Genomic DNA, 26,380 nt, shown 5'->3' with positions numbered 1-26,380 from the left:
AGTCTGTCCGCGTCGGCACCCGACCGGGAGGCCGGATCGAGTCGCACACCGGACGGATCAGGCCACCACCGCCGGCGGCCGCCACGGCCCCAGGTGATCGGTAAAAGGTCAGGTCATCGGTAACCCGAGTTACCGATGACCTGACCTTTTACCGACTACTCGCGGCGGCACCTCCGCCGCCAGACGTCAGGCCTTGACGAACGCCAGGAGCGCCTCGTTGACCTCGTCCGCGTGGGTCCAGAGCAGACCGTGCGGCGCACCCTCGATCTCGACGTACTCCGCCTCGGGGAAAGCCTTGTGGAACGGGCGGGCGGTGGCGTCGATCGGGAGGATGTTGTCCTGGGTCCCGTGCAGGATCAGGGACGGCTTGCCGGCGGCGCGGACGGCCTCGACGTCGGCGCGGAAGTCCTCGATCCAGGCGGAGACGACGGCGTAGGCCGCGACCGGGGCGCTGCGCGTCGCGGTGTTCCAGCTGGCCGTGACGGCCTCCTGGCTGATCCGGCTGCCGAGGTTCTCGTCCAGGTTGTAGAAGTCCTGGTAGAAGCCCGTGAACCAGGCGAAGCGGTCGGCGTGGGCCGTCTCGCGGATCCCGTCGAAGACGGACTGCGGCACACCGGTCGGGTTGTCGTCGGTCGCGAGGAGGAACGGCTCCAGCGACGCGAGGAAGGCCAGCTTGGCGACGCGCTCGTGACCGTGGTTCTTCACGTAGCGGGCCAGCTCACCGGTCCCCATCGAGAAGCCGACCAGGATGACGTCGCGCAGGTCCAGCGTGTTCAGCAGCGTGTTCAGGTCGGCGGCGAAGGTGTCGTAGTCGTAGCCGGCGCCCACCTTGCTCGACTGCCCGAACCCGCGGCGGTCGTACGTGATGACGCGGTACCCGGCGGCGATGAGCTCGCGGGACTGGCGCTCCCAGCTGTTGCCGTCCAGCGGGTAGCCGTGGATGAGCACGACCGGCTGACCCGTGCCGTGGTCCTCGTAGTAGAGCTCCGTGGTGGTGCTGTTCTCGGTGCCGACGGTGATGAAACCCATGATCTGCTCCCAGTGCTGTTCTCGGGGCCGACGGAGAACGGTCGTTCTCTGCCGATATCCGTTACAGTAGAGAACGAACGTTCTCCGCGCAAGCCGTGCACGGGGTGAAGACGAGATGAGATCGCATGATCGACGAGAAGACCGCCCGGGAGGCCGTGATCCAGGCCGCGGACGAGCTGTTCTACGCGCACGGCGTCCAGGCCGTGGGCATGGACGCCGTGCGGACGGCGGCGGGCGTGTCGCTCAAACGGATCTACTCGCTCTTCGCCTCGAAGGACGACCTGATCGTCGCCGTGCTCCACCACCGCACCGGCATGTGGGACTCCGGGCTCGCGTCGGCGTCGGAGCCCGCGACGACCGCCCGCGAGCGCATCCTCGCGATCTTCGACTTCCTCGACGCCTGGTTCCGGGAGCCGACGTTCCGCGGGTGCGCGTTCATCAACACCCACGGAGAGCTGGGAGCCACCTCGACGGCGGTCTCGGACGCCGTCCGCGAGCAGAAGCGCAGCTTCCAGGAGTACGTGGCCCACCTCGTGGCCGACGCCGGCGCGCCCGCCGAGCTGGCACCCCAGCTCGCGATCCTCGCGGAGGGCGCGCAGACCACCGCCGCCATCGCGGGCACCCCGGACGCCGCACGCCAGGCGCGGGCGGCCGCGGAGACCCTGCTCGACGTCGCGACCGGTGTGCGCCGGTGATTCCGGTGCCTGACGCCGGCTCCATCTGCCGGCTGGTGGGAGAATGAGACCATGACGAACGAAGAGTCCGACGGCACCCTGGACGCCGCGCCGCTCGCCCTGCAGAGCGGCCCGCACGAGGGTGACTTCGCGTTCCGCTGGGCGTACGGCAACCCGGAGGCGCCCTTCACGATCACGGAGTTCGGCGACTTCGAGTGCCCGTACTGCGGCGCGGCCAAGCCCGTGCTCCACGAGCTCGTCAACGGCTCGGACGGCCAGGTCCGCCTGGTGTGGCGGCACTTCCCTCTGTTCGAGCCGCACCCGTACGCCCTGACGGCGGCTCTCGCCGCCGAGGCCGCCGGCCACCAGGGAGTCTTCTGGCCGATGGCAGGGCTGCTCTTCAAGAACCAGGACAGGCTCGACGACGCGTCCATCGTGCGGTACGGCGAGCAGCTCGGGTTGGACACCGCCGCGCTGGTGGGCGACCCGGCGCAGCGGTTCGCCACGGCCGTCCGCAAGGACTACCAGGCGGGCATCGACGCCGGGGTGCACGGTACGCCCACGCTGTTCGTCAACGGCAAGCCCTACATGGGCGACGTGACGGTGACCGACCTGCGGGACACGATGGCGATGTCGCGCAAGCGTGCCCGCTTCGGCCGCTAGCCGCTACCGCGCCAGGAGTGCCCGCAGGTGGCCCACCACCTCGTGCGGTGACTGCTCGGCCATGAAGTGCCCGGCGTCCAGGGTGCGGTGCTCCAGGTCGTCCGCCCAGGCCGACCAGAGGCCCGCGGCGTCGTAGCCGAGCGCCGCGCCCCAGTCCTGCTGGAGCACCGTGAGCGGCATCGTCAGGCGCCGTCCGGCAGCCTTGTCAGCGGCATCGTGCTCGACGTCGACCCCCGCCGACGCGCGGTAGTCCGCCACGATCGACGGCACCGCCTCCCGCGAGGCGCGCAGGTACTCAGCCCGGATCTCGGCGGGGATCGCGTCGGGTCCGGCGCCCCAGGCGTCGAGGAAGAACCCGAAGAAGTCGTCGGCGGAGGCCTCGATCATCCGCTCGGGCAGCCCGGGCGGCTGCGCCATGAGGTACAGGTGGAACGCGACGGCCGCGTCGGCGCCGTGCAGCACGCCCCACATGTCGAGGGTGGGCAGCACGTCGAGGATGGCCAGATGGGTGACCCGGTCGGGGTGGTCCAGGCCGGCGCGGAGCGCGACGAGCGCACCCCGGTCGTGGCCGGCCAGGGCGAACCTCTCGTGGCCCAGCGCGCCGGCGAGCGCCACCACGTCCTGGGCCATGGTCCGCTTCGAGTAGGTGTCGGTGCCCTGCTCGGCGGGCTTGTCGCTCGCACCGTAACCGCGCAGGTCCGGGACGATCACCGTGTGGTCGTCCGCGAGACCCGCGGCGACGTGGCGCCACATGAGGTGCGTCTGCGGAAAACCGTGCAGCAGCACGACCGGGCTGCCGGAGCCACCGACCGCTACGTTGAGGACGACGTCGCCCACGGCGACGCGCTGGTACTCGAACTCAGGGATTGACTGTGTCATGCCCCGAATCTCCAGGACGTGAATGAGCAAGCGATGAGTGAGCACGTACGGGTCGGGGTGCTCGGCCCCGTGACGGCATGGGTCGACGGCGCGGAGGCTGCCCTCGGCGGCCCGCGCCAGCGCGCGGTCCTCGCGCGCCTGGTCGCCGCGGGCGGGCGGGTCGTGACCGCCGACCGGCTGGTCGAGGACCTCTGGGACGAGCCGCCGCAGGGCGCGCTGGCCGCCGTGCGCACGTTCGTGGCGGCGCTGCGTCGCGGCCTCGAGCCCGGGCGGACGGCGCGCACCCCCGCCCGGCTGCTCGTGACCGACGGCCCGGGGTACGCGCTGCGCGGCGTCGACGTCGACGCCTGGGCGTTCGAGGCGGCGGTGTCCGGCGCACGCGACCTCGCACCCGCCGCCGCCCGCGCCACGCTCGACCAGGCGCTCGACGCGTGGCGCGGCACGCCCTACGCAGGGCTGGACCAGCCGTGGGCGGTCACCGGACGGGCCCGGCTGACCGAGCTGCGGCTGGTCGCCACCGAACGCCGCGCCGAGGTACGGATCTCGCTCGGAGACGCGGCCGACGTCGTACCGGCTCTGGACGCACACGTGGCCGAGCACCCGTGGCGCGAGGAGGGGTGGCGCCTGCTCGCGCTCGCCCTGTACCGGTCCGCGCGGCAGGGGGACGCGCTGGCCGTGCTCCGGCGGGCGCGGGCGATGCTGGCCGGCGAGCTCGGCGTCGACCCGGGTCCGCGGCTCGCGGAGCTGGAGGGTCAGGTGCTGCGGCACGAGGTCGGTGCCGACGCGGCCTCCCCCGACGATGTCTGGCGGGACACCACCTCCGCCTACGAACGCGTGGTGGCGGCCGGCGCCCGTGGCCGGCTGGAGTCCACCGCGACGCTCCTGCGCACCCTGGCGCTGACCGGCGGCGAAGGCCTGGCCGCGGCCCGGTCCCAGCGGGTGGCCGCCGTCCGCGCCGCGGAACAGCTCAGCGACCCGGAGCTCACCGCCCGGGTGATCGGCGCGTTCAACGTCCCCGGAGCGTGGACCCGGTCCGACGACGCGGACCTGGCCGCCGAGGTGGTTGCCGCAGCGGAGCGCACGCTGGCCGCGCTCCCCGAGGAGGCGCCCGACGCCGTCCGCTCCAGGCTGCTGGCGACCGTCGCCATCGAGTCCCGCGGCCTGCCCGGGCCGCGGGGGCCCGAGGCTGCCCGCCGGGCCGAGGACCTCGCTCGCCAGGCGGGCGATCCCGCGGTCCTGGCGTTCGCCCTGGCCGGCCGGTACCTGACGGCCTTCGGCCACACGGGCCTGACTCCCGAGCGGGACAGGATCGGCGCCGAGCTGGTGACCCTGGCGGCCCGGCACGGGCTGAGCACCTTCGAGATCCTGGGGCACCTGGTGCGGATGCAGGCACAGTCGGCCCTCGGTCGGTGGGACACGGCGCAGCAGCACGCGGACGCCGCCGCCGCGCTGGGCGGAAGGTACGAGCGGCCCTTGGTCGAGGTGTTCACGCGGTGGTTCGCGGCGGTGCGGCTCGCGGCGTCGGGCGCCCCCGCCGAGGTCGCGGAGCAGGCGTACCGCGACGCCGCGACGCTGCTCGGCGGGTCCGGCATGCCCGGCCTCTCCGAGGGCCTGCTCCCGCTGGCGGTGCTCGCGCTGCGGGTGTGGCACGGCCTGCCGGCCGACGGCGGTTCAGCGGGCACAGGTCCGGGCGGCGGCGCGGTCGGCGGGGATGCGGTCGGCGGGGATGCGGATGGCGGCGGCGCAGCTGACGGCGGTCACTGCCCGGCTGGCGGCGACCCGGACAGTGCCCGCTGGGGACCCTACGCACCGTGGGCGCTGCCACACCTGCTCCTGGCCCGCGGAGCCGACGCCGATGCGGCAGCCGCCGTCCGCCGCATCCCTGACCCGCCGCCCGGCCTGCTCGCCGAGGCGCTGTGGATCCTGGCGGGGCGCGCGGCGATCGCGGTCGGCGACCGCCGGGTCGCCGAGCGCGCCCGGACGGCGCTCACCCCGGCAGGCGACGAGGTGTCGGCGGGCAGCGGCGTCCTGACCGCCGGGCCGGTCGGGGATCACCTGGCTGCCCTGACGGAGTTCCTCACCGACGGCGTCGGCGAGTGAGTCGGGTGCGGCAAAGGACCGAACTCACTGACTTCGGTCCCTTGCTCTGACATCGGTCAATCAACCGACCGATCTCAGAGCAACGGACCGATCTCGATCAGCCGCCTGTGCAAAGGACCGAACTCACTACGCCCCGCCGGCAGGCGCCCGCCGGCAGGCGCCCCGCCGCAGGCGTCACGCCGGCGGGCGTCACGCCGGCGGGCGCCACGCCCCCTCGGGCAGCGGCGGCGGACCCGAGGCCTCGTGCGGCGAGCACAGCGGCAGGCGGTTGCCGAAGTACCGGAGCACCAGCACGCCGATGACCCCGGACAGGATCGATCCGACGATGATGCCCACCTTGGCCTCGTTGATCAGGGCCTCGTCGTCGAAGGCGAGCTCGCTGACGAACAGCGCGATGGTGAAGCCGATGCCGCACAGGAACGCGCCGCCGGCGAGGTGCCCGTAGCGCACCTGGCCCGGCAGCCTGCCCATGCCGGTCACGAGCGCGAGCGCCGCACCGGCGAAGACGCCGATCCCCTTGCCGAGCACGAGGCCCACCAGCACACCGATCGTGACCGGGCTGGTCATGGCGGCGCTGATGGACTCCCCGGACAGCACGACGCCCGCGTTGGCCAGCCCGAACACCGGCACGACGAAGTACGAGCTCACCGGGTGCAGCGCGTCGAGGATGCGGTCGCTCGTGGGGACCGCCGACCGCGCGGCGCTGACGGCGAGTCGTGAGCGGGCGGGGTCGAGCTCCTCCATGAGGGCACGCGCGTACCACCCGAGATGTCGGCGTGCCTCGTCGTCCTGCCCGCGACGGGCGGTCGGGACCGCGAGGCCCACGACGACGCCGGCGAGCGTCGGGTGCAGCCCGGACTCGAGCACCGCGACCCACAGGATCAGGCCCACCAGCAGGTACGGGGGAATCTGCCAGACGCCGATCCAGCGCATCGCGAACAGCACCACCGTCAGCAGGGCCGCGAGCGCCAGCGCGCCCGGGGAGAGCGCGTCGGAGTAGAAGATGCCGAGCAGTGCGATGGCGCCGATGTCGTCGAAGATCGCCAGCGTCAGCAGGAAGACGCGCAGCTGGTCCGGGCACCGGGGACCCGCCAGCGCGAGCACACCGATGACGAAGGCCGTGTCCGTGGACATCGGCAGGCCCCAGCCGGACGCGTCCGGCCCGGACGGGTTGATCAGCAGATAGATGCCGATCGGGACGACCAACCCGCCGATCGCCCCGAAGAGCGGCACGGACGCGGCGCGGAAGGTGCGCAGCTCGCCGACGGTGAGCTCGCGGTTGACCTCGACGCCGACCACGAAGAAGAACACCGCCATGAGGAAGTCGTTCACCCAGTGGTGCAGCGAGAGGTGCAGCTCCCAGGTGCCGACCGTGAGGTTGACCGGGGTCTCCCACACGTCGTGGTAGGAGTGGCCCCCCACGTTCGCCCAGACGAGCGCGATGGCCGACGCCGCCAGCAGGAGCGTCGCGCCCCCGCCCTCCGTGGCGAAGTAGCTGCGCAGGCCTGGGGACAAGCGAGGGTACGGGATGTCCACCCGAGGCCGGGGTCCCGGCCGGGTCGGAACGCCGGTGGGGATCCGGTCTGTCACGGGTCAAGTTTGACAGAGCCCGGCGGCGTCAGCCGACGGCTCGCGTCGCGGCGATCGTCCCGAGCAGGGTCAGCGCCTCAGCAGCCGGTGAGCCCGGGGTGGCGTGGTAGACCACCAGTTCCTGCCCCGGCGCACCGCGCACGTCGAACACATGCACCCGCAGCTCCATGTGGCCGACCTCGGGGTGCAGGAAACGCTTGCTGGTCAGCCGCTTGCCGCGGGCGTCGTGCTGGTCCCACATCCGGCCGAAGTCCGGGCTCTTGATCCGGAGCTCGTCGACGACCCCGCGGATCGCCGGGTCGCCCGGTGTGAGCCCGTCGGCCAGGCGCAGCCCGGCCACGGTGTTCTGGGCGACGTCGTGCCAGTCCGGGTAGAAGCTGCGCGCCGCCGGGTCGAGGAAGGTCACGCGGGTCAGGTTCTGCGAGAACGGGAACCCGCCGAACAGCGCCTCACCCAGCTGGTTGCTCGCCAGCACGTCGAAGGCCCGTCCGAGCACCAGCGCCGGGCTGTCCCGCCAGGAGAGCATGAGCTCGAGCAGCGAGCTGTCCACCTCCTCGACCGCCGCCGGGACCGCCGGACGAGGGCTGAGCCCGGCCAGGCGGTAGAGGTGCTGGCGGCCGTCGTCGTCCAGCCGCAGCACCTCGCCGAGCGAGTCCAGGACCTGCGGTGACGGGCTCACCTCACGGCCCTGTTCGAGCCGGACGTAGTAGTCCACGCTGACGCCGGTCAGCATGGCCACCTCCTCCCGCCGCAGGCCGACGACGCGACGCCTCCCGTAGACGGGCAGGCCGAGCGCCTCCGGGGTCAGCTGCGCACGTCTGTTGCGCAGGTAGTCGCCGAGCGGTGATGCGGTCATGCCATCGACCGTACTCAGGCTGCCGCGCGTAACCAGGGTGTGCTGCACCCAGGAGGACGGCGTCCTTCCTGGGCCCGACGCGACGTCGCAGCCTGGATCCATGAGCACAGAGGCGAACACCCCGAACAGCACCGCCAAGATCGTCCTCGTCACCGGCGCGAGCAGCGGCATCGGCGAGGCCACCGCGCTCCGGCTCGCGGCCGAGGGGCACCACGTGGCCCTCGGCGCCCGGCGGACGGACCGCCTGGAGGCCCTCGCCGCCCGCATCCGGGCCGACGGCGGCCGGGCGAGCGTCCACCGGCTCGACGTGACCGACGCCGCCGACGTGCGCGCCGTCGTGGACCGCGTCGCCGAGGAGCACGGGCGGATCGACGTCATCGTGAACAACGCCGGCATCATGCCGCTGTCCCGGCTCGACGCGCTGCTCGTGGACGAGTGGAACCAGATGATCGACGTCAACGTCCGGGGCCTGCTGCACGGCATCGCCGCGGTGCTGCCGCACTTCCAGCGGCAGGGCGGCGGGCACGTCGTGACCGTCGCGTCGGTCGGGGCGCACGAGGTCGTCCCGACGTCGGCCGTCTACTCCGCCACGAAGTTCGCGGCCTGGGCGATCACCGAGGGCCTCCGGCTCGAGTCGGACCCGAGCATCCGGACCACGACGGTCACGCCCGGCGTGGTCGAGAGCGAGCTCGCCGAGCACATCTCCGACCCCGACGCGCAGGACGCGATGCGGACCTACCGCCGCAACGCCATCCCGGCGGACGCGATAGCGCGGGCCATCTCGTTCGCCGTGGGCCAGCCGGCCGACGTCGACGTCAACGAGGTCATCGTGCGACCCGCGGCCCAGCGCTGAGCAGCTGCGCGGGCCGCGGGCGGGTCAGGCGAAGCCGCCGTTGACGAAGACCGTCTGCCCGTTGATCCACCGCGCGCGGTCGGCGAGCGTCCTCACGACCTCGGCGATCTCCTCGGGCGTGCCGAGCCGCCCCATCGGGTTGGCACGGGCGATCTGGTCGATCGCCTCCTGGGACTTGCCGTCGAGGAACAGATCGGTCGCGGTGGGTCCCGGAGCCACGGCGTTGACGGTGATGTTCCGGCCGGCAAGCTCCTTGGCCAGGACCGGGACGAGCGCCTCGACCGCGCCCTTGGTGGCGGCGTAGGCGCCGTAGGCCGGCAGGTGGAGGCGGGTGGCGGTGCTCGAGAACAGCACGACGGCGCCGCCGTCGCGCACCCGCCGGGCAGCCTGCTGCGCGACGACGAAGGCCCCCCGGACATTGGTCCGCAGCAACCGGTCCAGGACGGCGAGGTCGAGCGCGGCCACCGGGGCCAGCGGCATGATGCCCGCGGAGTTCACCACGACGTCGGTGCCGCCGAACTGCTCCTCGATCGACCCGAAGACCTGCTCGATCACCGACGCGTCGGCGACGTCGGCCTGGTACGCCCGGCCGACGCGACCGACGACCTCGATCTCCTTGACCGCCGCGGCGGCCTCGGCCTGGTTCACGGCGTGGACCACCGCGACGTCGTAGCCGGCAGCCGCCAGCCGGCGGGTCACCGCCCGGCCGATGCCGCGCGACCCGCCGGTGACGACAGCGACCCGTGATGTGCTGCTCATGAGGTTCTCCTCGGTGTGGGAAGGAAATTGCTGATCAGTCGGTCGGGTCGAGCTCGAGCCGGAGGATCCGGTCGTCGCCCGGGCGGGCTTCCGTCCCGCCCCAGGTCGCTCCGTCGGTGTTGGAGGTGACCAGCCAGAGGGCGCCGTCCGGCGCGACCTCGACCGTTCGGATGCGACCGTGCTCGCCGGTGTAGTGCTCGACCGGGTCCCCGGTCGCCTCCGGCCCGTCGACGGGCAGCTGCCACAGACGCTGTCCGCCCAGGGCGCCCATCCAGAGCGAGCCCTCGGCGTAGGCGATGCCGGAGGGCGAGGCGTCGTCGGGGTGCAGGGTGAACAGCGGCGGCTCGCCCGTGTCCCCGGCGACGCCCTCGGTCTCCGGCCAGCCGTAGTCCGCGCCGGGCCGCAGCACGTTGACCTCGTCCCAGGTGCGGTGCCCCAGCTCCGAGGCGTACACCGTCCCGTCCGGCCCGAAGGTGATGCCCTGGACGTTGCGATGCCCCGCCGAGTAGACGGCGGTGCCGGACGGGTTGTCCTCCGGGATCGAACCGTCGAGCGCGATCCGCAGGACCTTGCCGTTCAGGGATCCGTCGTCCGCGGCGTTCTCGGGCAGGAAGGCGTCACCGGTGCCGATCCACAGGTGTCCGTCGGGCCCGATCCGCAGGCGTCCGCCGTGATGGCGGTCCGCGGTCTCGATGCCGTCCAGCAGCACCCGGGCGACCTCGACCGAGTCGAAGTCGGCACCGATCTCGAGGGCGACCACCCGGTTGGTGGGCGAGCCGGAGGCGTACGCGTACACCGTGCGGTCGGTCGCGAAGTCCGGCGAGGCGACCAGGCCGAGCAGGCCACCCTCTGAGCTGGTCTCCACGCCGGGCACCACCCCGACCTCTTCCGGCGGGCCCCCTGCGGCAGGGACCCGCAGCACCCGGGCCGACAGCCGTTCCGTGACCAGGGCCGAGCCGTCGGGCAGGAACGTCAGTCCCCACGGCGCCTCGAGGCCCGTCGTGAGCTCGGTCAGCTCGCCGGGGCCCGACGGCGTCCCCGCCGTGGCGGCCGGTCCTGGCGAGCGCACGTCGTCGCCCCCGCCGGACGGCGGACCACCGCACCCGGCCGTCAGGAGCGCCGCAACGGACACCGTGGCGGCCATGGTCAGGGTCGAACGTCTCGTCTTGAGCACCGGTACTCCCACCGTCGTTGTGTTATCGCCGGTAACACTAGGCGCTATACCGCTGATTCGCAAATGCCGATATCAGTTTTGCGTTACCATCGATACGTGAGCGAGCCCACCAGCACCCGACGACGGATCCTCGACGCCGCAGCACGGCTGCTGGAGGAGCACGGACGGGACGGAGTCACCACCCGCGCGGTGAGCTACGCCGCCGGGGTCCAGCCGCCGACCATCTATCGCCACTTCACCGACATGAGCGGCCTGCTCGGGGCGGTCGCGGCGGACGGGTTCGACACGTACCTCGCCCGGAAGCACGCCGCCGCCCTCAGCGACGACCCGGTGCAGGACCTGCGCGACGGCTGGGACACGCACGTGGAGTTCGGACTCACCCACCCGGCCCACTACCTGCTCATGTACGGCCGGCCGGTCCCCGGCGAGACGTCACCGGCGGCCCAGCGGTCGGCCGACCGGCTCCACCTGCTCGTCGAGCGGATCGCGGCGGCGGGCCGGCTGACCGTCACCGTCGAGACCGCTGCGGCGATGATCCACTCCGCAGGCAGCGGCCTCACCCTGCACCTCATCGGCGTCGACCCCGACGAGCGCGACCCCGAGCTGCCCGGGCGGCTCCGCGAGGCCGTGCTGAGAGCGGTCACCGGGGACGCGCCCCCGGCCGCTCCCGGGTACACCCAGCACGCGACGGCGCTCAAAGCCGCGCTCGGTGAGACGGACGACCTGCTCACCGCGGGTGAGCAGGCCCTCCTCGGCGAGCTGCTCGACCGGCTCGGCGGCTCCCGCGGCGGTCGCGGGCGGTCGTCGGCGGCAGCAGGTGCTCCGGAAGGCGGAGCTGAGGCGAACCCGTGCTGAGCGTCCGCGGCATCTCCTACCTGCTCGGTGGGTCGAGCATCGACGTCGTACGCCGCGACCTCGAGATCATCGCGCGGGACCTGCACTGCAACACGGTCCAGGTGCTCGGTGGTGAGGTGGAACCGCTGGTCGAGGCCGCGCGTGCTGCCCTCGACGTCGGCCTGGCCGTCTACCTCAGACCGGACGCCACCGACCTGCCTCAGCATGAGCTGTTGGAGCGGCTGGACGCGGTGGCCACGGGGGCGGAGGCGCTGCGGCGCGAGCACCCGGACCGGGTGACGCTCATGGTCGGCAGCGAGTTCTCCCACGTGGCGCCCGGCATCGTCCCCGGACCCCGGTCCTTCCTGCGCCTGCAGCTCATCCTGCGGTTCCGCCGACTGCTGCGGCGCCGGATCGACCGGCGCCTCCACGGGTTGCTCACCCGCGCAGCGGCCGTCGCGCGCCGCCGTTTCCGGGGCCCTCTGACCTATGGGGCGGCCGGCTGGGAGAACGTCGACTGGTCGTTGTTCGACCTGGTCGGCGTCAGCCTGTACCGGGGCGCGCGCAACCAGGCGACCTATACCGAGCGCGTTCGCGGCCTGGTCCGCGACCACGGCGGCAAGCCGGTGGTCATCACCGAGTTCGGCTGCGGGGCCTTCACGGGCGCCGATCTGCGCGGTGCCGGCTCCTTCCAGATCGTCAGCTGGTTCGCCGAACCGCCGCGCATCCGCGGCGACCATCCGCGCGACGAGTCCGTCCAGGCACGCTACCTCGGTGAGCTCGTCGAGCTGTACGACGCCGAAGGCGTCCACGGCTGTTTCGTCTTCACCTTCGCCATGCCCGACTTCCCGCGCAGCGACGACCCGAGCCTCGACCTCGACAAGGCAGGCTTCGGGGTCATGGCGGTGACCGACGACGGCGTCTACCAGCGCAAGAAGGCGTTCAGCGAGGTCGCACGGCGTTACGGCGGCTGACCATGAGGTCAGGCGATGCTCGCCGCCGCAGCACGGATCGCCGCCATCTCGTCCGGGGACGAGCTCCGGGCCAGCGCCGCGATGTCGCAGATGTACTCGCGCCGGTCAGCCGCGAAGGCCTCGGCGACCTTCGCCGGGTCCTCCAGCAGCACCCGGTAGATCTCCAGGCCGGCAGCGTAGAAGAGGTCGACCAGCTTGAGCTCGCCGGCGGCGTTCTTCATCACGTTGCCCGGGTTGTGGTCGAGTCCGCCCCAGAACGGGACGGACGTGGCCGCCTCGGCATCGAGCTGTTCGGCCACCCGGCGGACCTCGCTGATCGGGTCGTCCGGCGACGCGGCAACCCAGCGCTCGACGACGCCCTCCGCCTCGGCCGGGTCGGCAGCCAGCAGGAACTCCATCACCGTGAGCCGGCCCCCGCCGGCCAAGGCAGCGTCGAAGGCGATCCGCGGCAGCAGCGGATGTCCCTCGAGGCGGCGGCACAGGTCCACGAAGATCCCGTAGGCCGGCTCGAACGGGCTCACCCTGGCGACCAGCGTCCCCTCGGGCGAGCGCCAGACCGTTGCCCAGTCCCCGGTGCCGCACACGTTCCAGCCGTCGGCGAGCAGGCGGCCTGCCACGTCACGGTGAGGCAGGTCGCGGAGGGTCTCGAACGACGTCACGTCCCGGAGCCTAGGCCGCGTCCCGGAGTCGCGGAAGCGAATAGTCCGGCCGCCCGCTTCGCGAGCCCGGCTCCCGGCGACCAGAACCCCGGGGTCCCGTCGCCCGGAGCCTGCTGAACAGAGGTCAGCGACGCCGCGGCAGGGGCCTCGGCTCGTCCGAGTCCGCACCTGCGGACGCACCCGCACCGACACCGGCCGGGGCCAGCGCCGCGGCGAGCTCGGCCTCGTCCGCCGTCGCCCGGCAGTAGACACGCTTGCCGCTGCCCTTGCAGAGCTCGTTCAGCCCCGCCGCGAAGGTGTGCAGGTCCTCCGGGTCGGCACGGCGGAACCGGCGCGACAACGACCAGTGCCTGACGACGTCGTCCAGCGTCGTCGGGCGCACCATCCCGAACAGTGACACCAGATGGTTGGACAACCGGATCACGAGCCGGGCGCCGTCAGCGCTCTCGGCCACCAGCTGGGCGCTGCGCAGGCCGTCGTCCCCGACCGGGCCACCGAGCAGCCGCTCGAGCTGGCCCAGCACCGATGCGGGGTCGACGACGTGGGATCCCACGCTGCCGTCGATCTCGCTGCCATCGATGGTCTGGGCTGCTGTCTCGTCGTCCGCGACTGCGAAATACTCGAACCTCATGCGCGCATCTTTCCGCATGTCAGGGGGTGCTCGGTGCCACTTTTCGCCGGAGGCTCTTTCACCCCGCGAAATCGGGGTGACCTGGGACATACCTCACACGCTCTCGTGGCCCGCCCGCTTCACGCGCGCGCCCCGCTCTCTGCCGCCCAGGCCACGTACTCCTGGCGCTGCCGGCCCAGTCCCTCGATCTCCGTCTCGACCACGTCGCCCGGTCGCAGGTACGGGAACCGGCCCGACAGCGCCACTCCCTCGGGCGTGCCCGTCAGCAGCACGTCGCCGGGTTCCAGCACGAGGTACTGGCTCAGCGTGTGCACCAGCACGTCGACGCCGAAGATCAGGTCCGCCGTCGTGGAGTCCTGGCGGGGCTCGCCGTTCACCCAGGACCGCAGCCGCAGACCGGCGAGGTCGGCGCCGTCGGCCTCGTCGGGGGTGACCAGCCACGGGCCGAACGGGGTGAAGCCCGGGGCGCACTTGCCCTTGGACCACTGGCCGCCCGACTCCTCGAGCTGCCACGTCCGCTCGGACAGGTCGTTGGCCACCGCGTAGCCGGCGATCACGTCGCGGGCCTGCTCCGGTGAGTCGAGGTAGGAGGCCCGGCGACCGATCACCACCGCGAGCTCGACCTCCCAGTCCGTCGTGCTGCTGCCCCGCGGGATGGTGACCGCGTCGTACGGCCCCGCGATCGTGTTCGGCGTCTTGAGGAAGATGACGGGCGCCTCCGGCGGCGCGGACCCGGACTCCGCGGCGTGCGCGGCGTAGTTCATGCCGACGCAGACGATCGCGGACGGCCTGGCGACCGGGGAGCCGAACCGCACGCCCTCCGTCTCGACGGCGGCGAGCGTCCCCGCCGCGAGCGCCGCCCGGGCGCGCGTGACGCCGTCGGTGGCGAGGAAGGCGCCGTCCACGTCGGCGGTCAGCGGGCTCAGGTCGTGCCAGCCGGCGCCGTCGTGCACCACCGGGCGTTCCTGGCCGGGGGTACCGATGCGGGCGAACTTCATGGTTGCTCCTCTGTGCTGGGCTTCCCGGTGGGAATGTTCGGCGTAGCCGCTCGGGCCCGAGGGTATCGAGCGCGCGGGCCGCCGGCTCCCGGGTGCTCCCCCGCACCCGGGAGTCAGCGAGCGCGCGAGCCCCGGACCAGGGCGACACCCAGAGCCACCAGGATGGCCGCGGCCAGCCCGATGGAACCGACGGTCGCGCCTGTCGCGGCGAGGCCGTCCGGCTCACCGTCGCCGTCCGGCTCACCGTCGCCGTCCGGGCCCTCCGCGCCGGAGCCCGGGGCCGGGCCGGCCGACGGCTCCGGCGTGGGGCTCGGCGCCACGGTCGCGCTCGGCGTGGGGCTCGGCGTGGGGGTCGGGCTCGGCACGGGCGCGGCGACGAGGGCGAAGTGCTCCTCGAGCCAGTTCTCCCCGGCGCTCGTCACGGTGACGGTGCGCTCCACGACCTCCGCCGCGTACCCGCCGGGCACGGTCAGCGTGATCACGTAGTCGCCCGGTGCCAGGTCGCCGGTGAAGTACCCGCCGGCGGCGTCGGTGGCCAGCGTGATCGAGCCGCCGGGACCGCTCACCACGACCGTGACGTCCGGCACGGCGTCGCCGGCGTCGTCGGTCAGCGTGCCGCCGATCGCACCGGGCCGGGACAGCGCGAAGTCGACGTCGACCAGGTCCTCACCGGTGACCGTGACGTCCCGCGCGTCCGGCCCGCCGGCGTGGTACCCGTCGGGCGGCGTCACGCGCACCGTGTGGTCACCCGGGAGCACCCCGGCGAAGACATAGGTGCCGTCGGCGCCCGTCGTCGTGCGGACGGTCCCGCCCGGGCCGGTCAGCGTCACGACGACCCCGGCGACCGGCTCGTCCCCGACCGTCACCGTGCCGGAGACCGACGGCGGCGCCCCGACGACGAAGTCGTTGCCCGCGCTGGGCTCCTCCTGGCCGACCGCCACGGTGATGCCGTCCGGCGTCGTGGCCGTGACGTACCCCTCGGGCAGGTCGGTCACCGCGAAGGTGTAGTCCTGCGGCTGGTCGTCGTCGGTGTCCCACCCGACGTCGTCGATCAGGTACTCGCCCGTCGAGCTCGTCACGGCGGTGAGCGGCGCTCCCCCGCCGACCGGGGTGAGCGTGACCGTCGCGCCGGGGACGGGGGCGCCGTCGTCGGTCAGCACCGTGCCGCTCACGGCGACGGGCTGGACGTCGCGTGCCGCGAAATCGACGCCGGTGGCGTCGCCCGCGCGGAGATCCACCTCGTCGACCGCCCGTTCGCCGGAGGGGATCAGCCCGAACGGGTGGTCGTCGTCCGCCTCCGGCAGGGTCGTCAGCTCCACGCGGTAGCCGGGCGCCGCGACGTATCCGGGAAAGAGGTACTGGCCGCTCTCGTCGGACGTCGTCGTGGCGAGCTCGGCGCCGTCCGGGCCGAGGAGCGTGAGGCCGGCCCCCGGCAGCACTCCCTGCGGCGCGCCGGCCGTGTCGACGAGGTGCACGGTCCCGGCGATGTCGCGCGCCAGCGACGCGAACCACGTCTGGTACACCGGGAAGCCGCTGCGCTGGTAGAACTCGACGGTCAGGCTCACGATCGGCGCGGTGGGCCGGAACCAGGCGGCGGCACCCGACGTGTCGGCCGCCCCGGCGTTGCCGAGCAGCTCGCCGCTGGTCGGGTCCCACGTCGGCACGTCCTCCGGCGCACCCGCGCAGGACGGCGAACCCGTTCCCGAGCAGTAGTTGAAACCGCCCTGCCAGCCGAGCTCCGCCCCGGTGAGCAGCCGGCCGTCCGTGCCGCGGGCGGTCACCACCGCGCGGTCGGCGTCGACGTCGCCCAGCACGAACGCCCAGCCGCCCGTCGGCGTCGGCCGCTCGAAGGTGTACGTGGTGGTCGACGGCGTCGTCGGCCGGTCGGCCTGCGGACGCAGGTTGAGGTACTGCTGGTCGCGGCTCGAACCGAACACCTCGCCCGGCGGCGTCGACGGACCGAGCCACGAGGACGCGCCGGAGATCACGCCGACACCACCGCGCGAGTCGGAGGTCACCGTCGCGGCCGGGAAGCCGCCGGCCGGCAGCTGCACCGTGGTCGACCAGTCACCTGCCGATCCCGTCAACGGGTCCCACTCCGCCCACCCTGCGGACGTCTCCGCGGACGCGGACATCACGGGGACGACGGCGCACAGAGCGGCGAGCACAGCCGCCGCGAGTACGCCCGGTCTCGCCGGGGTGTGCTTCACAGTCGAAACGGTAAGAGACAACCGACGCTTCCGCGCGGGGGCGGCGGATGCGCCGGTCGCACCCGAGGTCCGCCCGACCGCCGACCTCAGCCGCCGTTCGACTGGCGGATGCCGTCCGCGAGCGCCTCGAACTCGTACACGAACCCGCCGGCGGGACCGCTGACCGTCAGGTAGGCGTCGGTGGTGCCGGGCCGGATCGCGAGGTTGGTCGCCGAGGTCAGTCCGGTGGCCCTCGGTGGCAGGGAGACCGTCGTGAGCAGCTCGCCCGTCGGGCTGTGGACAAAGACCTTGGCCTGCCCGTGGACCCCCTGGTAGACGTTCCCCGCGGCGTCGACGGCTGTCGAGTCGACCTGGCTCCGGCCCCCGCTGAACCAGATGGCGGGGTAGGCGGTGGTCACCTCGGTCCGGTCCTCGTCGAGGCCGAGATGGTCGACCCGGTTGCCGGTGTTGTGGCTCACCCACAGGCCCGTGAAGTCCGGGGTGAACGAGATGCCGTTCGGAGCGGGCAGGTCCCGTGCGAGGACCGACGCCTCGGCCGTCTCGGCGTCGATCCGCACCACGCGGCCCTGCGCCTCCCAGGAGGGGTCCGCGTAGCCGGTCGTGTCGGTGACGAAGAGGTTCCCGGCCTCGTCGAAGGCGACGTCGTCCGGCCGCATGGGTTTCCCGTCGACGTCGCCGGCGAAGAATGTCCGGGGATCGTCGCCGTCAGCGGTGATGCTGTCGATGCCGCCGCTCGCGAAGTCGGTCAGGTACAGCCGGCCGTCGTGCGGGCTGAACTGGGCGGACGTGTACGCGCTGTGCTCGTTCGTGTGGACCGGGGTCACGCGGCGCGTGTCGACGTCCACGCGCAGCACCTTGGGCTCGCCGGCCGGGGCGGTCACGTCGACGACGAAGAGCTTGCCGTCCGGTCCGAAGGTCGGGCCCTCGAGCAGGGTCATCCCCGTCGCCTCGTGCACGGAGGTCACCTGGACCAGCCTGGTCGCCGTCCGCTCCGGAGCCGGTCCGGGGTGCCGCCCGCCGGCGGCGGCGTCGGCCGGGCCGGGGGCGGCGCACCCGGCCAGCAGGCCGACGACGGTGAGCACCGGCAGCGCCCGGGAGGCCAGGGACCGAGGGCCCGCCGTCCGCCGCGCGGTCACTCGTCCACCACCAGGACGTCGCCGATGTCCTTCGCGCGCCACTCGCGCAGCAGGCGGTGGAACGCGACGGGCCCGGGGCCGTAGGAGAAGCTGCCGCCGACGCCCGCACCCTCCCGGTTGTAGTAGCCGGGGGTGCACTCCGCCTGGAACGCGCTGTGGTCGTGGGCGGTCTCCTGGATGGTCCGAGCCCAGTCGGCCTGCGCGCTCTCGGTGGGCTCGACATAGCGGGCACCGGCCGCGCGGCCCTCCGCGATGACCGTGGCGATGTGCTCGGCCTGCTCCTGCAGGACGTGCACGAAGTTCACCGAGTTGGCGTTCTGCACCGCCCCGAGGTGGAAGAGGTTCGGGAAGCCGTGGCTGTAGAACCCGTGCAGCGTCCGCGGCCCGCGTGCCCAGGACTCCAGGAGCATCTGCCCGCCCTTGCCGCGTACCGGCATGGTCCCGGACAGGACGCCGGAGACGCCCACCTCGAACCCGGTGGCGAAGATGACGCAGTCGACCTCGTGCTCGACGTCGCCGACCACCACCCCGGTCTCGGTCATGCGGGTGATCCCGCCGAAGTCGGCGGTATCCACCAGCGTGACGTTCGGCCGGTTGAACGTCGGGAGGTAGACGTCGCTGAAGGTGGGCCGCTTGCACATGTAGCGGTACCAGGGCTTGAGCAGCTCGGCGGTCGCCGGGTCGGTGACCACCTCGTCGACGCGGGCACGGATCTCGTTCATCTTCGCGAGGTCGACGAGCTCGTCGGTCCGCTCGCGCTCCTCGTCAGACACGCTCGTGTCGACGGCGCCGCTGATGACCTTGCGCTGCAGCTGCGCGGTCGACGTCCAGCCGTCCTGCGTCAGGTCCTCCTCCACGGGCTCCCCGGAGACCACGGCCAGGAAGTTGTCCATGCGCTCGCGCTGCCAGCCGGGACGGAGCGAGGCGGCCCACTCCGGGTCGGTGGGCCGGTTGTCCCGGACGTCCACCGACGACGGCGTGCGCTGGAAGACGAAGAGGTGCTCGGCGTCACGCGCCACGAAGGGGATCACCTGGACGCCGGTGGCGCCCGTGCCGACGACGGCGACCTTCTTGTCGGCGAGCCCCGTGAGACGGCCGAACTGGTCGCCGCCGGTGTAGCCGTAGTCCCACCGGCTCGTGTGGAACGTGTGGCCGCGGAACGTCTCGATACCGGGGATGCCGGGCAGCTTGGGCTCCGAGAGGGTGCCGGACGAGGTGATCACGAAGCGGGCCCGCATGCGGTCCCCCCGGCCGGTCCGCACCACCCACTCCGCCGTCGTCTCGTCCCAGTCCAGGGCGGTCACGCGGGTGTGGAAGACGGCGTCGCGGTACAGGTCGAACGTCCGGGCGATCGCGACGGCGTGCCGGCGGATCTCCTCGCCCGGCGCGTAGCGCCACTCCGGCACGGAGCCGACCTCCTCCAGGAGCGGCAGGTACACGTACGACTGGATGTCGCAGTGGATACCGGGGTACCGGTTCCAGTACCAGGTCCCGCCGAAGTCGCCGGCCTCGTCCATCATCCGCACGTTCTCGACACCGGCCTGGCGCAGCCGTGCGCCGGTGAGCAGGCCCCCGAAGCCGCCGCCGACGACGAGCACCTCCACCGAGTCGGTCAGCGGTTCGCGCTCGACGCGCGGGGTGTAGGGGTCCTTGGCGTAGTAGCCGAACGAGCCGGCCGCGCGACGGTACTGGGTGGCGCCGTCCGGGCGGATGCGGCGGTCGCGCTCGGCCGCGTACTTCGCGCGCATCGCCTCGACGTCCAGCTCCTCGAGGGTCGCGGGCTCAGGGGGTGAAGTTGTCATGTCTCGCACCATAAACTTAACCCGGTCCTAAGTAAATAGGTTAGGGCAAGGCTAACAACTTCGTGCCCGTACACCTCGGCACGAACTACGGTGGGCACGTGACAGAGACCGGTGACGCCGAGCGCGCGCGCCTGGCTGAGCAGATCCGGAACCTCAGCATCGCGTTCGAGACGGGAGCACTGCCGACGCTGCTCACCCCGCTGCTGTCGGTCGAGCTCACCATCCAGCAGCTCAAGGTGCTGACCATGCTGGTCACCACCGACGAGGGCATGACGGGCAGTGGGCTCGCCGAGGCCTTCGGCGTCTCCATGGCCTCGATGTCCGGGATGCTCGACCGGCTCGTCGCGCAGGGCATGGTCGAACGCACGAGCGACCCGCACGACGCACGCGTCCGCCGGATCCATGCCACCGAGCACGGCCGGTCCGCGATGCGCCGCCTGGTCGCCGCGCGCCCGGAGTTCGAGAACGACGTCCTGCTGCGCATCCCGCTGGACGACCTGCGGGCGCTGGCCCGGGGCATGGCGGCGGTAGGCGAGGAACTGAGCCGCCTCCACCGGACCGATCGTTGAGTGCTGGATATTTGTTGAGTTTCGGGCTGCAGACCAGCAAATATCCAGCACTCAACGGGTCCGGAGGGGTCAGGTGGTGAAGGCCCGGGCGCGGAGGCGCGCGAGGTGGGTGTGCACCAGCGGGAGGACGGATGCACCCTCACCGCTCGCCGAGGCCACCCGCTTCATGGAACCCGCCCGCACGTCGCCGACGGCGAAGAGGCCGGGCATCGTCGTCTCGAGGCTCGCCGGCGGCTGGCCGTCGACCCAGAACTCTCGCGGCACGTCCCGGCCCGTGAGCACGAACCCCCGCTCGTCGAGCGCCACGCCGTCGGGCAGCCACGAGCAGTCGGGCTCGGCGCCGAGCAGGCAGAACAGACCGTCGGCCAGCGTCTTGCTGTGCTCGCCCGTGTCGACGTCGTCGAGCCGCAGCCACTGCAGCCGGCCCTCCCCACCGCCGTCGGCGACCACCGTCCGGGTGCGCACCTGGATGTTCGGCGTCACCTCGATCTCACGCACCAGGTACGCCGACATCGTCTCGGCCAGGCTCGCGCGCCGGACCACGATCGTCACGGCGCCCGCGAACTTGGCGAGGTGGACGGCGGCCTGGCCCGCCGAGTTGCCGCCCCCGATCACATAGACGTCGCGGTCCTGCATCTCGCGCGCCATCGACGTCGCCGCGCCGTAGTAGACGCCCGCCCCCACGAGGTCGTCGACGCCGGGCACGCCCAGCCGGCGGTACTTCACGCCGGTCGCGATGACGACGGTGCGGGCGCACATCTGCACCCCGGCGACGTGCACGTGCTGGTGCTCCGGCTCGTCCGGCGGGCCCGGCGCGACCTCGATCGCCGGACGTCCCGTGAAGAAGCGCGCGCCGAAGCGGCCGGCCTGGATCCGGGACCGCTGCGCGAGCCGCATGCCCGAGACACCCCGCGGGAAACCGAGATAGTTGCGGATCATCGAGCTGGACCCGGCCTGGCCGCCGATCGCGTCCCGTTCGAGCACCACCGTGTCCAGCCCTTCGGACGCCGCGTAGACGGCGGCCGCGAGGCCTGCCGGCCCGGCGCCGACGATGGCCACGTCGGCGATCACGCCCTCGGGGATGGTGTCGAAGCCGCCGTACATCGCCTCGGTCACCGCGGCCGCCGTCGCTCCGGACAGCACCCGGCCCGTGAAGGTGCGCACGATCGGCAGCTCCGCGCCGGGCCCGGCCGCCTCGACGATCTCCCCCGCGGAGTCGTCCGCCGGCGCGAGGGTGCGGTAGGGGTGGCCCAGGCGGTCCAGCAGGTCCCGGATCGCCGCCGCGCCTCGGTCCCCCGGTTCCGCCACGACGTCGGTCATCGTGACCTGCGGTCGCGCCACCGACCAGCCCCACTCCGAGAGCAGCTCGGCGATCGCGGTGTGGAACTCCTCGTCGCGCGGCCCGCGCGGCAGGAGGAAGAACGTGTCCATGTCGCGCCGCAGGGCCGCGGCCCGCAGGTCCTCGATCGCGTCGGCGAACTCCTCGAACGGGACGAGCGCGATCCGCCGCGCCGTCGCCACGATGGCCGGCACATGGTGCAGGAACTCGATGGCCGTGCCCTCGTCCAGGCGGTACTCGGCGCAGACCATCGCGATCTGCGCGCCGTCGGCCACGAGCGCGCGTGCCCGGTCCAGGGCGACCGTGACGCCGGACGCGGTCTCCAAGCGGTAGTCACGGTCGTACCGAGCGCGGAACTCCTCCTCCACCACGTCGGCGTGCTCGCCGCCGACCAGGAGGATGACTGGCCTGTCGTCCATGGCGCCCAGAGTAGACGCGGCACCCCCTGGCTGTGCGCGTGACCGTTGCGCCCAAGACGGGCACGGAGGCGCAACGGTCGCGCTCACAAGGAGGCGGTGGCGTGTGCGGTCGCGGTCACCCGTCGGCGTCGTACCGGGTACGGCAGCGGGTGCGCCACCATGAACGCGGCGCCCTGGCAGACCAGCTCCTTGTAGCCGGCGGCGAGGCGGCCGCCCGGGGCGGCGGGCCTGGCCCGGTCGTCCGCGGTGACCAGCTGGATGACGGCGTCCTGCCGGCCCAGGCTGATGCACTGGTGCACGTAACGGAGGGGCGTGCTCGGGAGCTTCCCGCCGGTCAGGCGGGCGGCGATGGAGTCGGCGGCCTGCCAGGCCATCGGGATGCCCGAGGCGCACGACATCCGCAGCGGTGTGCCCAGCGGCCCGTCGGCCAGCGCGGCGTCACCCACGGCGTAGACGTCCGGGTGGGAGACCGACCGCATGGTGCCGTCGACGACGATCTGACCGCGCGCCGAGACCTGGAGGCTCGTGGCGGTCGCGATCGGGTGCACGGCGAACCCGGCCGCCCACACGGTGACGTCCGCCGGGACCGTGGCGCCACCGCCGGTCAGCACCTCTGCGGCGCCCACCCGCTCGACATCGGCGTGCTCGTGCACCGTGACCCCGAGCCGGTCGAAGGTCGCACGCAGGTGCCGCTGCGCTGCCGTCGAGAGCCAGTCGCCCAGCTCGCCCCGGACCGCGAGCGCGACCTCCAGGTCTCCGCGAGCCTCGGCGATCTCGCTCGCGGCCTCGATACCGGTCAGGCCGCCGCCGACCACCACCACCCGGCCGCCCGGGGTCAGCTCGGCCAGGCGGTCGCGCAGCCGGAGCGCACCCGGCCGGCTCGCGACGTCGTGGGCGTGCTCGCCGACGCCGGGCACACCGTGCGCGGCCGCCGAGCTGCCCAGGGCGTAGACGAGGGTGTCGTAGGCCAGCTCGTCCGTGTCATCGGCGCGGGCGGCGGCGCCCTCGGCCTGGCCCGCACCGCCGGCCGCCGCGAGGGAGACGGTCCTCCGCTCGACGTCCACGGCGGTCACCCGCGCGACACGCAGGGTGGCGCCCGTCCCGGCGAGGATGTCGCGCAGCGGGCGGTGGCGGAGCTCCTGCCCGGCGGCCACCTGGTGCATCCGGACCCGCTCGACGAAGTCCGGCTCGGTGTTGACCACCGTGACGTCGACGTCGTCGGCGTGCAGGCGCCGGGCGAGCCGGCCGGCGACGGAGGCTCCGGCGTACCCGGCTCCGAGAACAACGATGCGGTGCTTCACGGGATCACTCAGCTCCTGGGGTGGACGGACTGTGCCTCCTGAACCAGATGGCCACCCGATCCCTGACACCTCGTGCGTGTGACGACCGTCACCGGGCTGGGGTCGTCAGACCCTCACCAGCCCGCGACGATCGGCTCTCCGTGGTCCGACGCCGCCCACTGCCGGGCGGCGCGGCCGAGCTTGTCCGGGTTGACCTGGCTGAGCACGGCGGCGATGCCGTCGGTGGTCGCCTCGAGAGTCATGACGCCGACCAGCGCGCCGTCGACCACGGCGACGACCGCGGGCCTGCCGTTCGCCGTCCACGCGTAGATGTCGGGGCTCCCGCCGAGCGCGGCCCGCTTGGGCTCGGCCGGCCGGAACAGCCCGCGCAGGAACTTCGCGACGGTCTCGGCGCCGAAGAACGGCTTGGCGCGCGCCGGGACCCGGCCGCCGCCGTCGCCCGCACCCATCGCGTCGGAGGTCAGCAGCCGTACCAGCGGCTCGGTCCTGCCGCTCGTGGCCGCCGCGAGGAACTCCTCCACGACCTGCCGGGCCGCCGCCTGGTCGACGGCGGTCAGGGTGCGCTCGCCCGCCAGGTGCTGCTTGGCGCGGTGCAGGACCTGCTGGCTGCCGGCCTCGGTGAGGTCGAGCATCTCGGCGATCTCCGCGTGCGAGTACGCGAACGCCTCCCGCAGCACGTAGACCGCCCGCTCGTTCGGCGTGAGGCGCTCCATCAGCACCAGCATCGCCGTCGAGACGGACTCGCGCTGCTCGGCGGTGTCCGCCGGGCCGAGCATCGGGTCGCCGCCCAGCACCGGCTCCGGCAGCCACTGGCCCACGTACACCTCGCGGCGGGCGCGCGCGGAACTGAGCTGGGTGAGGCAGAGGTTCGTCAGCACCCGGGTCAGCCAGGCCTCCGGCACCCTGATCTGCTCACGGTCGGCGGCCTCCCAGCGGAGGAAGGTCTCCTGGACGGCGTCCTCGGCCTCCGCGGCGGAGCCCAGCAGGCGGTACGCGATGGCCTCGAGACGCGGCCGGAACTCCTCGAAGAGGTCCAGCTCGTCCTGCCGCAGCAGATCGTCGGTCATGGGGCCGAGCCTATGACGGCGGCCACCGCCGGCGGGACCGCCGAAAAGTTCGCCCGGGTGACCGCCCGGTTCGGCACGCACCCGTGCGACGTCCGGTCCTACGCTGTTCCCACAGTCAACCGGGGCCGTTCCACAGGGGTCCCGGTCGCCCGGATCGGAGCCGACATGTCCTTCGCCACCCGTGGTTTCTCCGGTCGCAGGAGGGAGGCAGACACGCGCCTCCCGCCCGGCCAGACGCTCGTCCAGGACTGGCCGGTGCTGAGCGCCGGGCCCACCCCGCAGGTCGACACCGCGGACTGGGAGCTCACCCTTCAGGACGAGACCGGGACCGACCACCGGTGGAGCTGGGACGAGCTCCTCGCGCTCGGTGTCGAGGACGTCACCGTGGACATCCACTGCGTCACCCACTGGACCCGGCTCGACATGGCCTGGCGCGGGGTGAGCCTCGACAAGCTCTTCGAGGACGTCGAGTCCGAGCACGAGTTCGTCATGGCGCACTCCTACGGCGGCTACACGGCGAACCTGCCCCTGGAAGACCTGCTCGATGGCAAGGCGTGGATCGCCACCGAGGCGGACGGCGCACCCCTGACCCCCGAGCACGGCGGCCCGGCCCGGCTGCTCGTCCCCCACCTGTACTTCTGGAAGAGCGCCAAGTGGATCCGGGGCCTGACGATGATGCCGGACAACGATGCCGGCTTCTGGGAGCAGTACGGCTACCACCTCTACGGCGACCCGTGGAAAGAGGAGCGCTACTGGTGAGCGCCCCACCCCTGACCTCCGTCGGCCGGTCCCGGCCCCGTCCGGCGTGGCACGTCGCGACCGTCGTCGAGACCCGCCGCGAGACGCCCACCGCCGCGCGGCTCACCCTCGAGGTGCCCACGTGGCCCGGGAGCGAGGCCGGGTCCCACGTCGACGTGCGCCTCACCGCTCCGGACGGCTACCAGGCCAGCCGCTCGTACTCGATCGTGTCCTCGACTCCGGAGGCGCAGGTGGTCCTCGCGGTCGACGAGCAGCCGGACGGCGAGGTGTCGCCGTTCCTGGTCCACGAGATGCGGCCGGGCGACCAGCTCGAGCTGCACGGCCCGCTGGGCGCGTTCTTCGTCTGGCGGCCCGGGGAGAGCGACCGCCCGGTCCAGCTCGTCGCGGGCGGCTCCGGCGTCGTCCCCCTCTACGCCATGGCCGCGGCACACGGCACCGCCGACGACGACGCGCCGTTCCGGCTGCTGTACTCGGTCCGCACGCCCGCGGACGTGTTCTTCGCGGACGAGCTCGCCGCGCTCACCGGGCCGGCCTTCTCGCTGGACCTCGTCTACACCCGGGAGGCGCCCGACGGCTGGCCGGACGCCGTGGGACGGCTCACCCGGGAGACGCTCGCCGCCCGCACCCTTCCCGCGGCGCGGCAGCCGCGCGTCTACGTCTGCGGCTCGACGGGGTTCGTCGAGACGGTCGCGCGCTGGCTGCAGGAGCTCGGCCACCCCGCGACGGCTATCCACACCGAACGCTTCGGAGGCCTTTAGATGACCGATCACCTGGACGGCAATGTCCTCGCCGGCGCACTCTCCGAGGTGTTCACCACCGACGTGACGGCGGCCCGCGCACGGTGCGGCGGCTGCGGGCGGATGTCCGCGATCGCCGAGGCCATGGTCTACACCAGCGCGCCAGGGCTCGTCGCCCGCTGCGCCGGGTGCGACCAGGTGCTCGCGACGATCGTCGACGCGGGCGACCGCCTCATCCTCAGCCTGGCGGGCCTGAGCGCGATCGAACTCCGCCGCTGACCCCCACCCGACCCGTTGAGTGCTGGCTATTTGTGGTCTCTCAGGCCGATTCGGCGCACATTGCCAGCACTCAACGGGTCGGGGCAGGG

The 26,380-nt window shown here is 73.0% G+C and carries 25 protein-coding genes; 10 read left to right on the top strand and 15 right to left on the bottom strand.

Annotated features, from left to right (window positions below):
* Positions 1-186: 186 nt before the first annotated feature.
* A complete protein-coding gene (locus tag LUM46_RS08975; RefSeq protein WP_274993457.1) occupies positions 187-1,029 on the bottom strand; it encodes an alpha/beta fold hydrolase in 843 nt (280 codons plus the stop codon).
* 125 nt (positions 1,030-1,154) lie between these two features.
* Here LUM46_RS08975 and LUM46_RS08970 point away from each other — a divergent pair, with 125 nt between their 5' ends.
* Positions 1,155-1,724: a TetR/AcrR family transcriptional regulator gene (locus tag LUM46_RS08970; protein WP_274993456.1), complete on the top strand. Its 570-nt coding sequence runs from the start codon at positions 1,155-1,157 to the stop codon at positions 1,722-1,724.
* Positions 1,725-1,775: 51 nt separating this feature from the next.
* Positions 1,776-2,366 carry a DsbA family protein gene (locus LUM46_RS08965; RefSeq protein ID WP_274993455.1) on the top strand — a complete coding sequence of 197 codons (591 nt, stop codon included), beginning with the start codon at positions 1,776-1,778 and terminating at the stop codon, positions 2,364-2,366.
* Between the two features lie 3 nt (positions 2,367-2,369).
* Here LUM46_RS08965 and LUM46_RS08960 read toward each other — a convergent pair whose 3' ends face one another.
* Positions 2,370-3,245: an alpha/beta fold hydrolase gene (locus tag LUM46_RS08960; RefSeq protein WP_274993454.1), complete on the bottom strand. Its 876-nt coding sequence runs from the start codon at positions 3,243-3,245 to the stop codon at positions 2,370-2,372.
* Positions 3,246-3,278: 33 nt separating this feature from the next.
* Here LUM46_RS08960 and LUM46_RS08955 point away from each other — a divergent pair, with 33 nt between their 5' ends.
* A complete protein-coding gene (locus LUM46_RS08955; protein ID WP_274993453.1) occupies positions 3,279-5,345 on the top strand; it encodes a BTAD domain-containing putative transcriptional regulator in 2,067 nt (688 codons plus the stop codon).
* Between the two features lie 189 nt (positions 5,346-5,534).
* Here LUM46_RS08955 and nhaA read toward each other — a convergent pair whose 3' ends face one another.
* On the bottom strand, positions 5,535-6,860 hold the full coding sequence (gene nhaA / locus LUM46_RS08950; protein WP_274993451.1) for a Na+/H+ antiporter NhaA: 1,326 nt from the start codon (positions 6,858-6,860) through the stop codon (positions 5,535-5,537).
* Positions 6,861-6,963: 103 nt separating this feature from the next.
* A complete protein-coding gene (locus tag LUM46_RS08945) occupies positions 6,964-7,791 on the bottom strand; it encodes a helix-turn-helix transcriptional regulator (RefSeq protein WP_274993449.1) in 828 nt (275 codons plus the stop codon).
* Positions 7,792-7,891: 100 nt separating this feature from the next.
* On the opposite strand from LUM46_RS08945, the gene LUM46_RS08940 reads away from it, so the two are divergent.
* The gene (locus LUM46_RS08940) at positions 7,892-8,644 is read left to right on the top strand and encodes an SDR family oxidoreductase (RefSeq protein ID WP_274993448.1); all 753 of its coding nucleotides are present in this window, start codon (positions 7,892-7,894) and stop codon (positions 8,642-8,644) included.
* A gap of 24 nt (positions 8,645-8,668) precedes the next feature.
* Here the strand turns inward: LUM46_RS08940 and LUM46_RS08935 are convergent, their stop codons facing one another.
* Together LUM46_RS08935 and LUM46_RS08930 are read right to left on the bottom strand one after the other, a co-directional pair.
* A complete protein-coding gene (locus LUM46_RS08935; RefSeq protein WP_274993447.1) occupies positions 8,669-9,403 on the bottom strand; it encodes an SDR family oxidoreductase in 735 nt (244 codons plus the stop codon).
* Positions 9,404-9,437: 34 nt separating this feature from the next.
* Positions 9,438-10,577, bottom strand: a complete 1,140-nt coding sequence (locus tag LUM46_RS08930; RefSeq protein WP_274993446.1) for a PQQ-dependent sugar dehydrogenase — start codon at positions 10,575-10,577, stop codon at positions 9,438-9,440.
* Positions 10,578-10,673: 96 nt separating this feature from the next.
* Here LUM46_RS08930 and LUM46_RS08925 point away from each other — a divergent pair, with 96 nt between their 5' ends.
* The gene (locus LUM46_RS08925) at positions 10,674-11,432 is read left to right on the top strand and encodes a TetR/AcrR family transcriptional regulator (RefSeq protein ID WP_274993445.1); all 759 of its coding nucleotides are present in this window, start codon (positions 10,674-10,676) and stop codon (positions 11,430-11,432) included.
* A complete protein-coding gene (locus tag LUM46_RS08920; protein WP_274993444.1) occupies positions 11,426-12,385 on the top strand; it encodes a hypothetical protein in 960 nt (319 codons plus the stop codon). Before LUM46_RS08925 ends, LUM46_RS08920 begins: the two co-directional genes overlap by 7 nt.
* 8 nt (positions 12,386-12,393) lie before the next feature.
* Here LUM46_RS08920 and LUM46_RS08915 read toward each other — a convergent pair whose 3' ends face one another.
* The 6 genes from LUM46_RS08915 to LUM46_RS08890 all read right to left on the bottom strand — a co-directional run bounded on the left by LUM46_RS08915 (position 12,394) and on the right by LUM46_RS08890 (position 19,821).
* On the bottom strand, positions 12,394-13,044 hold the full coding sequence (locus tag LUM46_RS08915) for a hypothetical protein (RefSeq protein WP_274993443.1): 651 nt from the start codon (positions 13,042-13,044) through the stop codon (positions 12,394-12,396).
* Positions 13,045-13,168: 124 nt separating this feature from the next.
* On the bottom strand, positions 13,169-13,675 hold the full coding sequence (locus LUM46_RS08910) for a hypothetical protein (protein WP_274993442.1): 507 nt from the start codon (positions 13,673-13,675) through the stop codon (positions 13,169-13,171).
* Positions 13,676-13,794: 119 nt separating this feature from the next.
* Positions 13,795-14,673, bottom strand: coding sequence for a fumarylacetoacetate hydrolase family protein (locus LUM46_RS08905; protein WP_274993441.1), 879 nt, complete (start codon positions 14,671-14,673; stop codon positions 13,795-13,797).
* A 113-nt stretch (positions 14,674-14,786) separates the two neighbouring features.
* Positions 14,787-16,883 (bottom strand): MSCRAMM family protein, encoded by a 2,097-nt coding sequence (locus tag LUM46_RS08900; protein WP_274993440.1) that lies wholly within the window; start codon positions 16,881-16,883, stop codon positions 14,787-14,789.
* 86 nt (positions 16,884-16,969) lie between these two features.
* Positions 16,970-18,019: an SMP-30/gluconolactonase/LRE family protein gene (locus tag LUM46_RS08895; RefSeq protein WP_274993439.1), complete on the bottom strand. Its 1,050-nt coding sequence runs from the start codon at positions 18,017-18,019 to the stop codon at positions 16,970-16,972.
* Positions 18,016-19,821 (bottom strand): flavin-containing monooxygenase, encoded by a 1,806-nt coding sequence (locus LUM46_RS08890; RefSeq protein ID WP_274993438.1) that lies wholly within the window; start codon positions 19,819-19,821, stop codon positions 18,016-18,018. Before LUM46_RS08890 ends, LUM46_RS08895 begins: the two co-directional genes overlap by 4 nt.
* A gap of 98 nt (positions 19,822-19,919) precedes the next feature.
* Here LUM46_RS08890 and LUM46_RS08885 point away from each other — a divergent pair, with 98 nt between their 5' ends.
* Entirely contained in the window at positions 19,920-20,390 is a 471-nt protein-coding gene (locus LUM46_RS08885; RefSeq protein WP_274993436.1) for a MarR family winged helix-turn-helix transcriptional regulator, read from the top strand.
* Positions 20,391-20,459: 69 nt separating this feature from the next.
* Here the strand turns inward: LUM46_RS08885 and LUM46_RS08880 are convergent, their stop codons facing one another.
* The 3 genes from LUM46_RS08880 to sigJ all read right to left on the bottom strand — a co-directional run bounded on the left by LUM46_RS08880 (position 20,460) and on the right by sigJ (position 24,516).
* Entirely contained in the window at positions 20,460-22,148 is a 1,689-nt protein-coding gene (locus LUM46_RS08880) for an NAD(P)/FAD-dependent oxidoreductase (protein WP_274993435.1), read from the bottom strand.
* An 83-nt stretch (positions 22,149-22,231) separates the two neighbouring features.
* On the bottom strand, positions 22,232-23,449 hold the full coding sequence (locus tag LUM46_RS08875; RefSeq protein WP_274993434.1) for an NAD(P)/FAD-dependent oxidoreductase: 1,218 nt from the start codon (positions 23,447-23,449) through the stop codon (positions 22,232-22,234).
* Positions 23,450-23,562: 113 nt separating this feature from the next.
* Positions 23,563-24,516, bottom strand: coding sequence for an RNA polymerase sigma factor SigJ (sigJ, locus tag LUM46_RS08870; RefSeq protein ID WP_274993433.1), 954 nt, complete (start codon positions 24,514-24,516; stop codon positions 23,563-23,565).
* 165 nt (positions 24,517-24,681) lie between these two features.
* On the opposite strand from sigJ, the gene LUM46_RS08865 reads away from it, so the two are divergent.
* From LUM46_RS08865 to LUM46_RS08855, 3 genes are read left to right on the top strand one after another with little or no spacing between them, the layout of a single operon-like run.
* Positions 24,682-25,275 carry a molybdopterin-dependent oxidoreductase gene (locus LUM46_RS08865; protein ID WP_274993432.1) on the top strand — a complete coding sequence of 198 codons (594 nt, stop codon included), beginning with the start codon at positions 24,682-24,684 and terminating at the stop codon, positions 25,273-25,275.
* Positions 25,272-26,033: an FAD-binding oxidoreductase gene (locus LUM46_RS08860; protein ID WP_274993431.1), complete on the top strand. Its 762-nt coding sequence runs from the start codon at positions 25,272-25,274 to the stop codon at positions 26,031-26,033. The genes LUM46_RS08865 and LUM46_RS08860 overlap by 4 nt, the downstream gene beginning before the upstream one ends.
* Entirely contained in the window at positions 26,034-26,291 is a 258-nt protein-coding gene (locus tag LUM46_RS08855) for a DUF6510 family protein (protein ID WP_274993430.1), read from the top strand.
* Positions 26,292-26,380 lie beyond the last annotated feature (89 nt).

The sequence above is a fragment of the Promicromonospora iranensis genome, from assembly GCF_028994805.1.
Classification (GTDB): domain Bacteria; phylum Actinomycetota; class Actinomycetes; order Actinomycetales; family Cellulomonadaceae; genus Promicromonospora; species Promicromonospora iranensis.
This window is presented reverse-complemented; position numbering and strand designations above follow the sequence as displayed.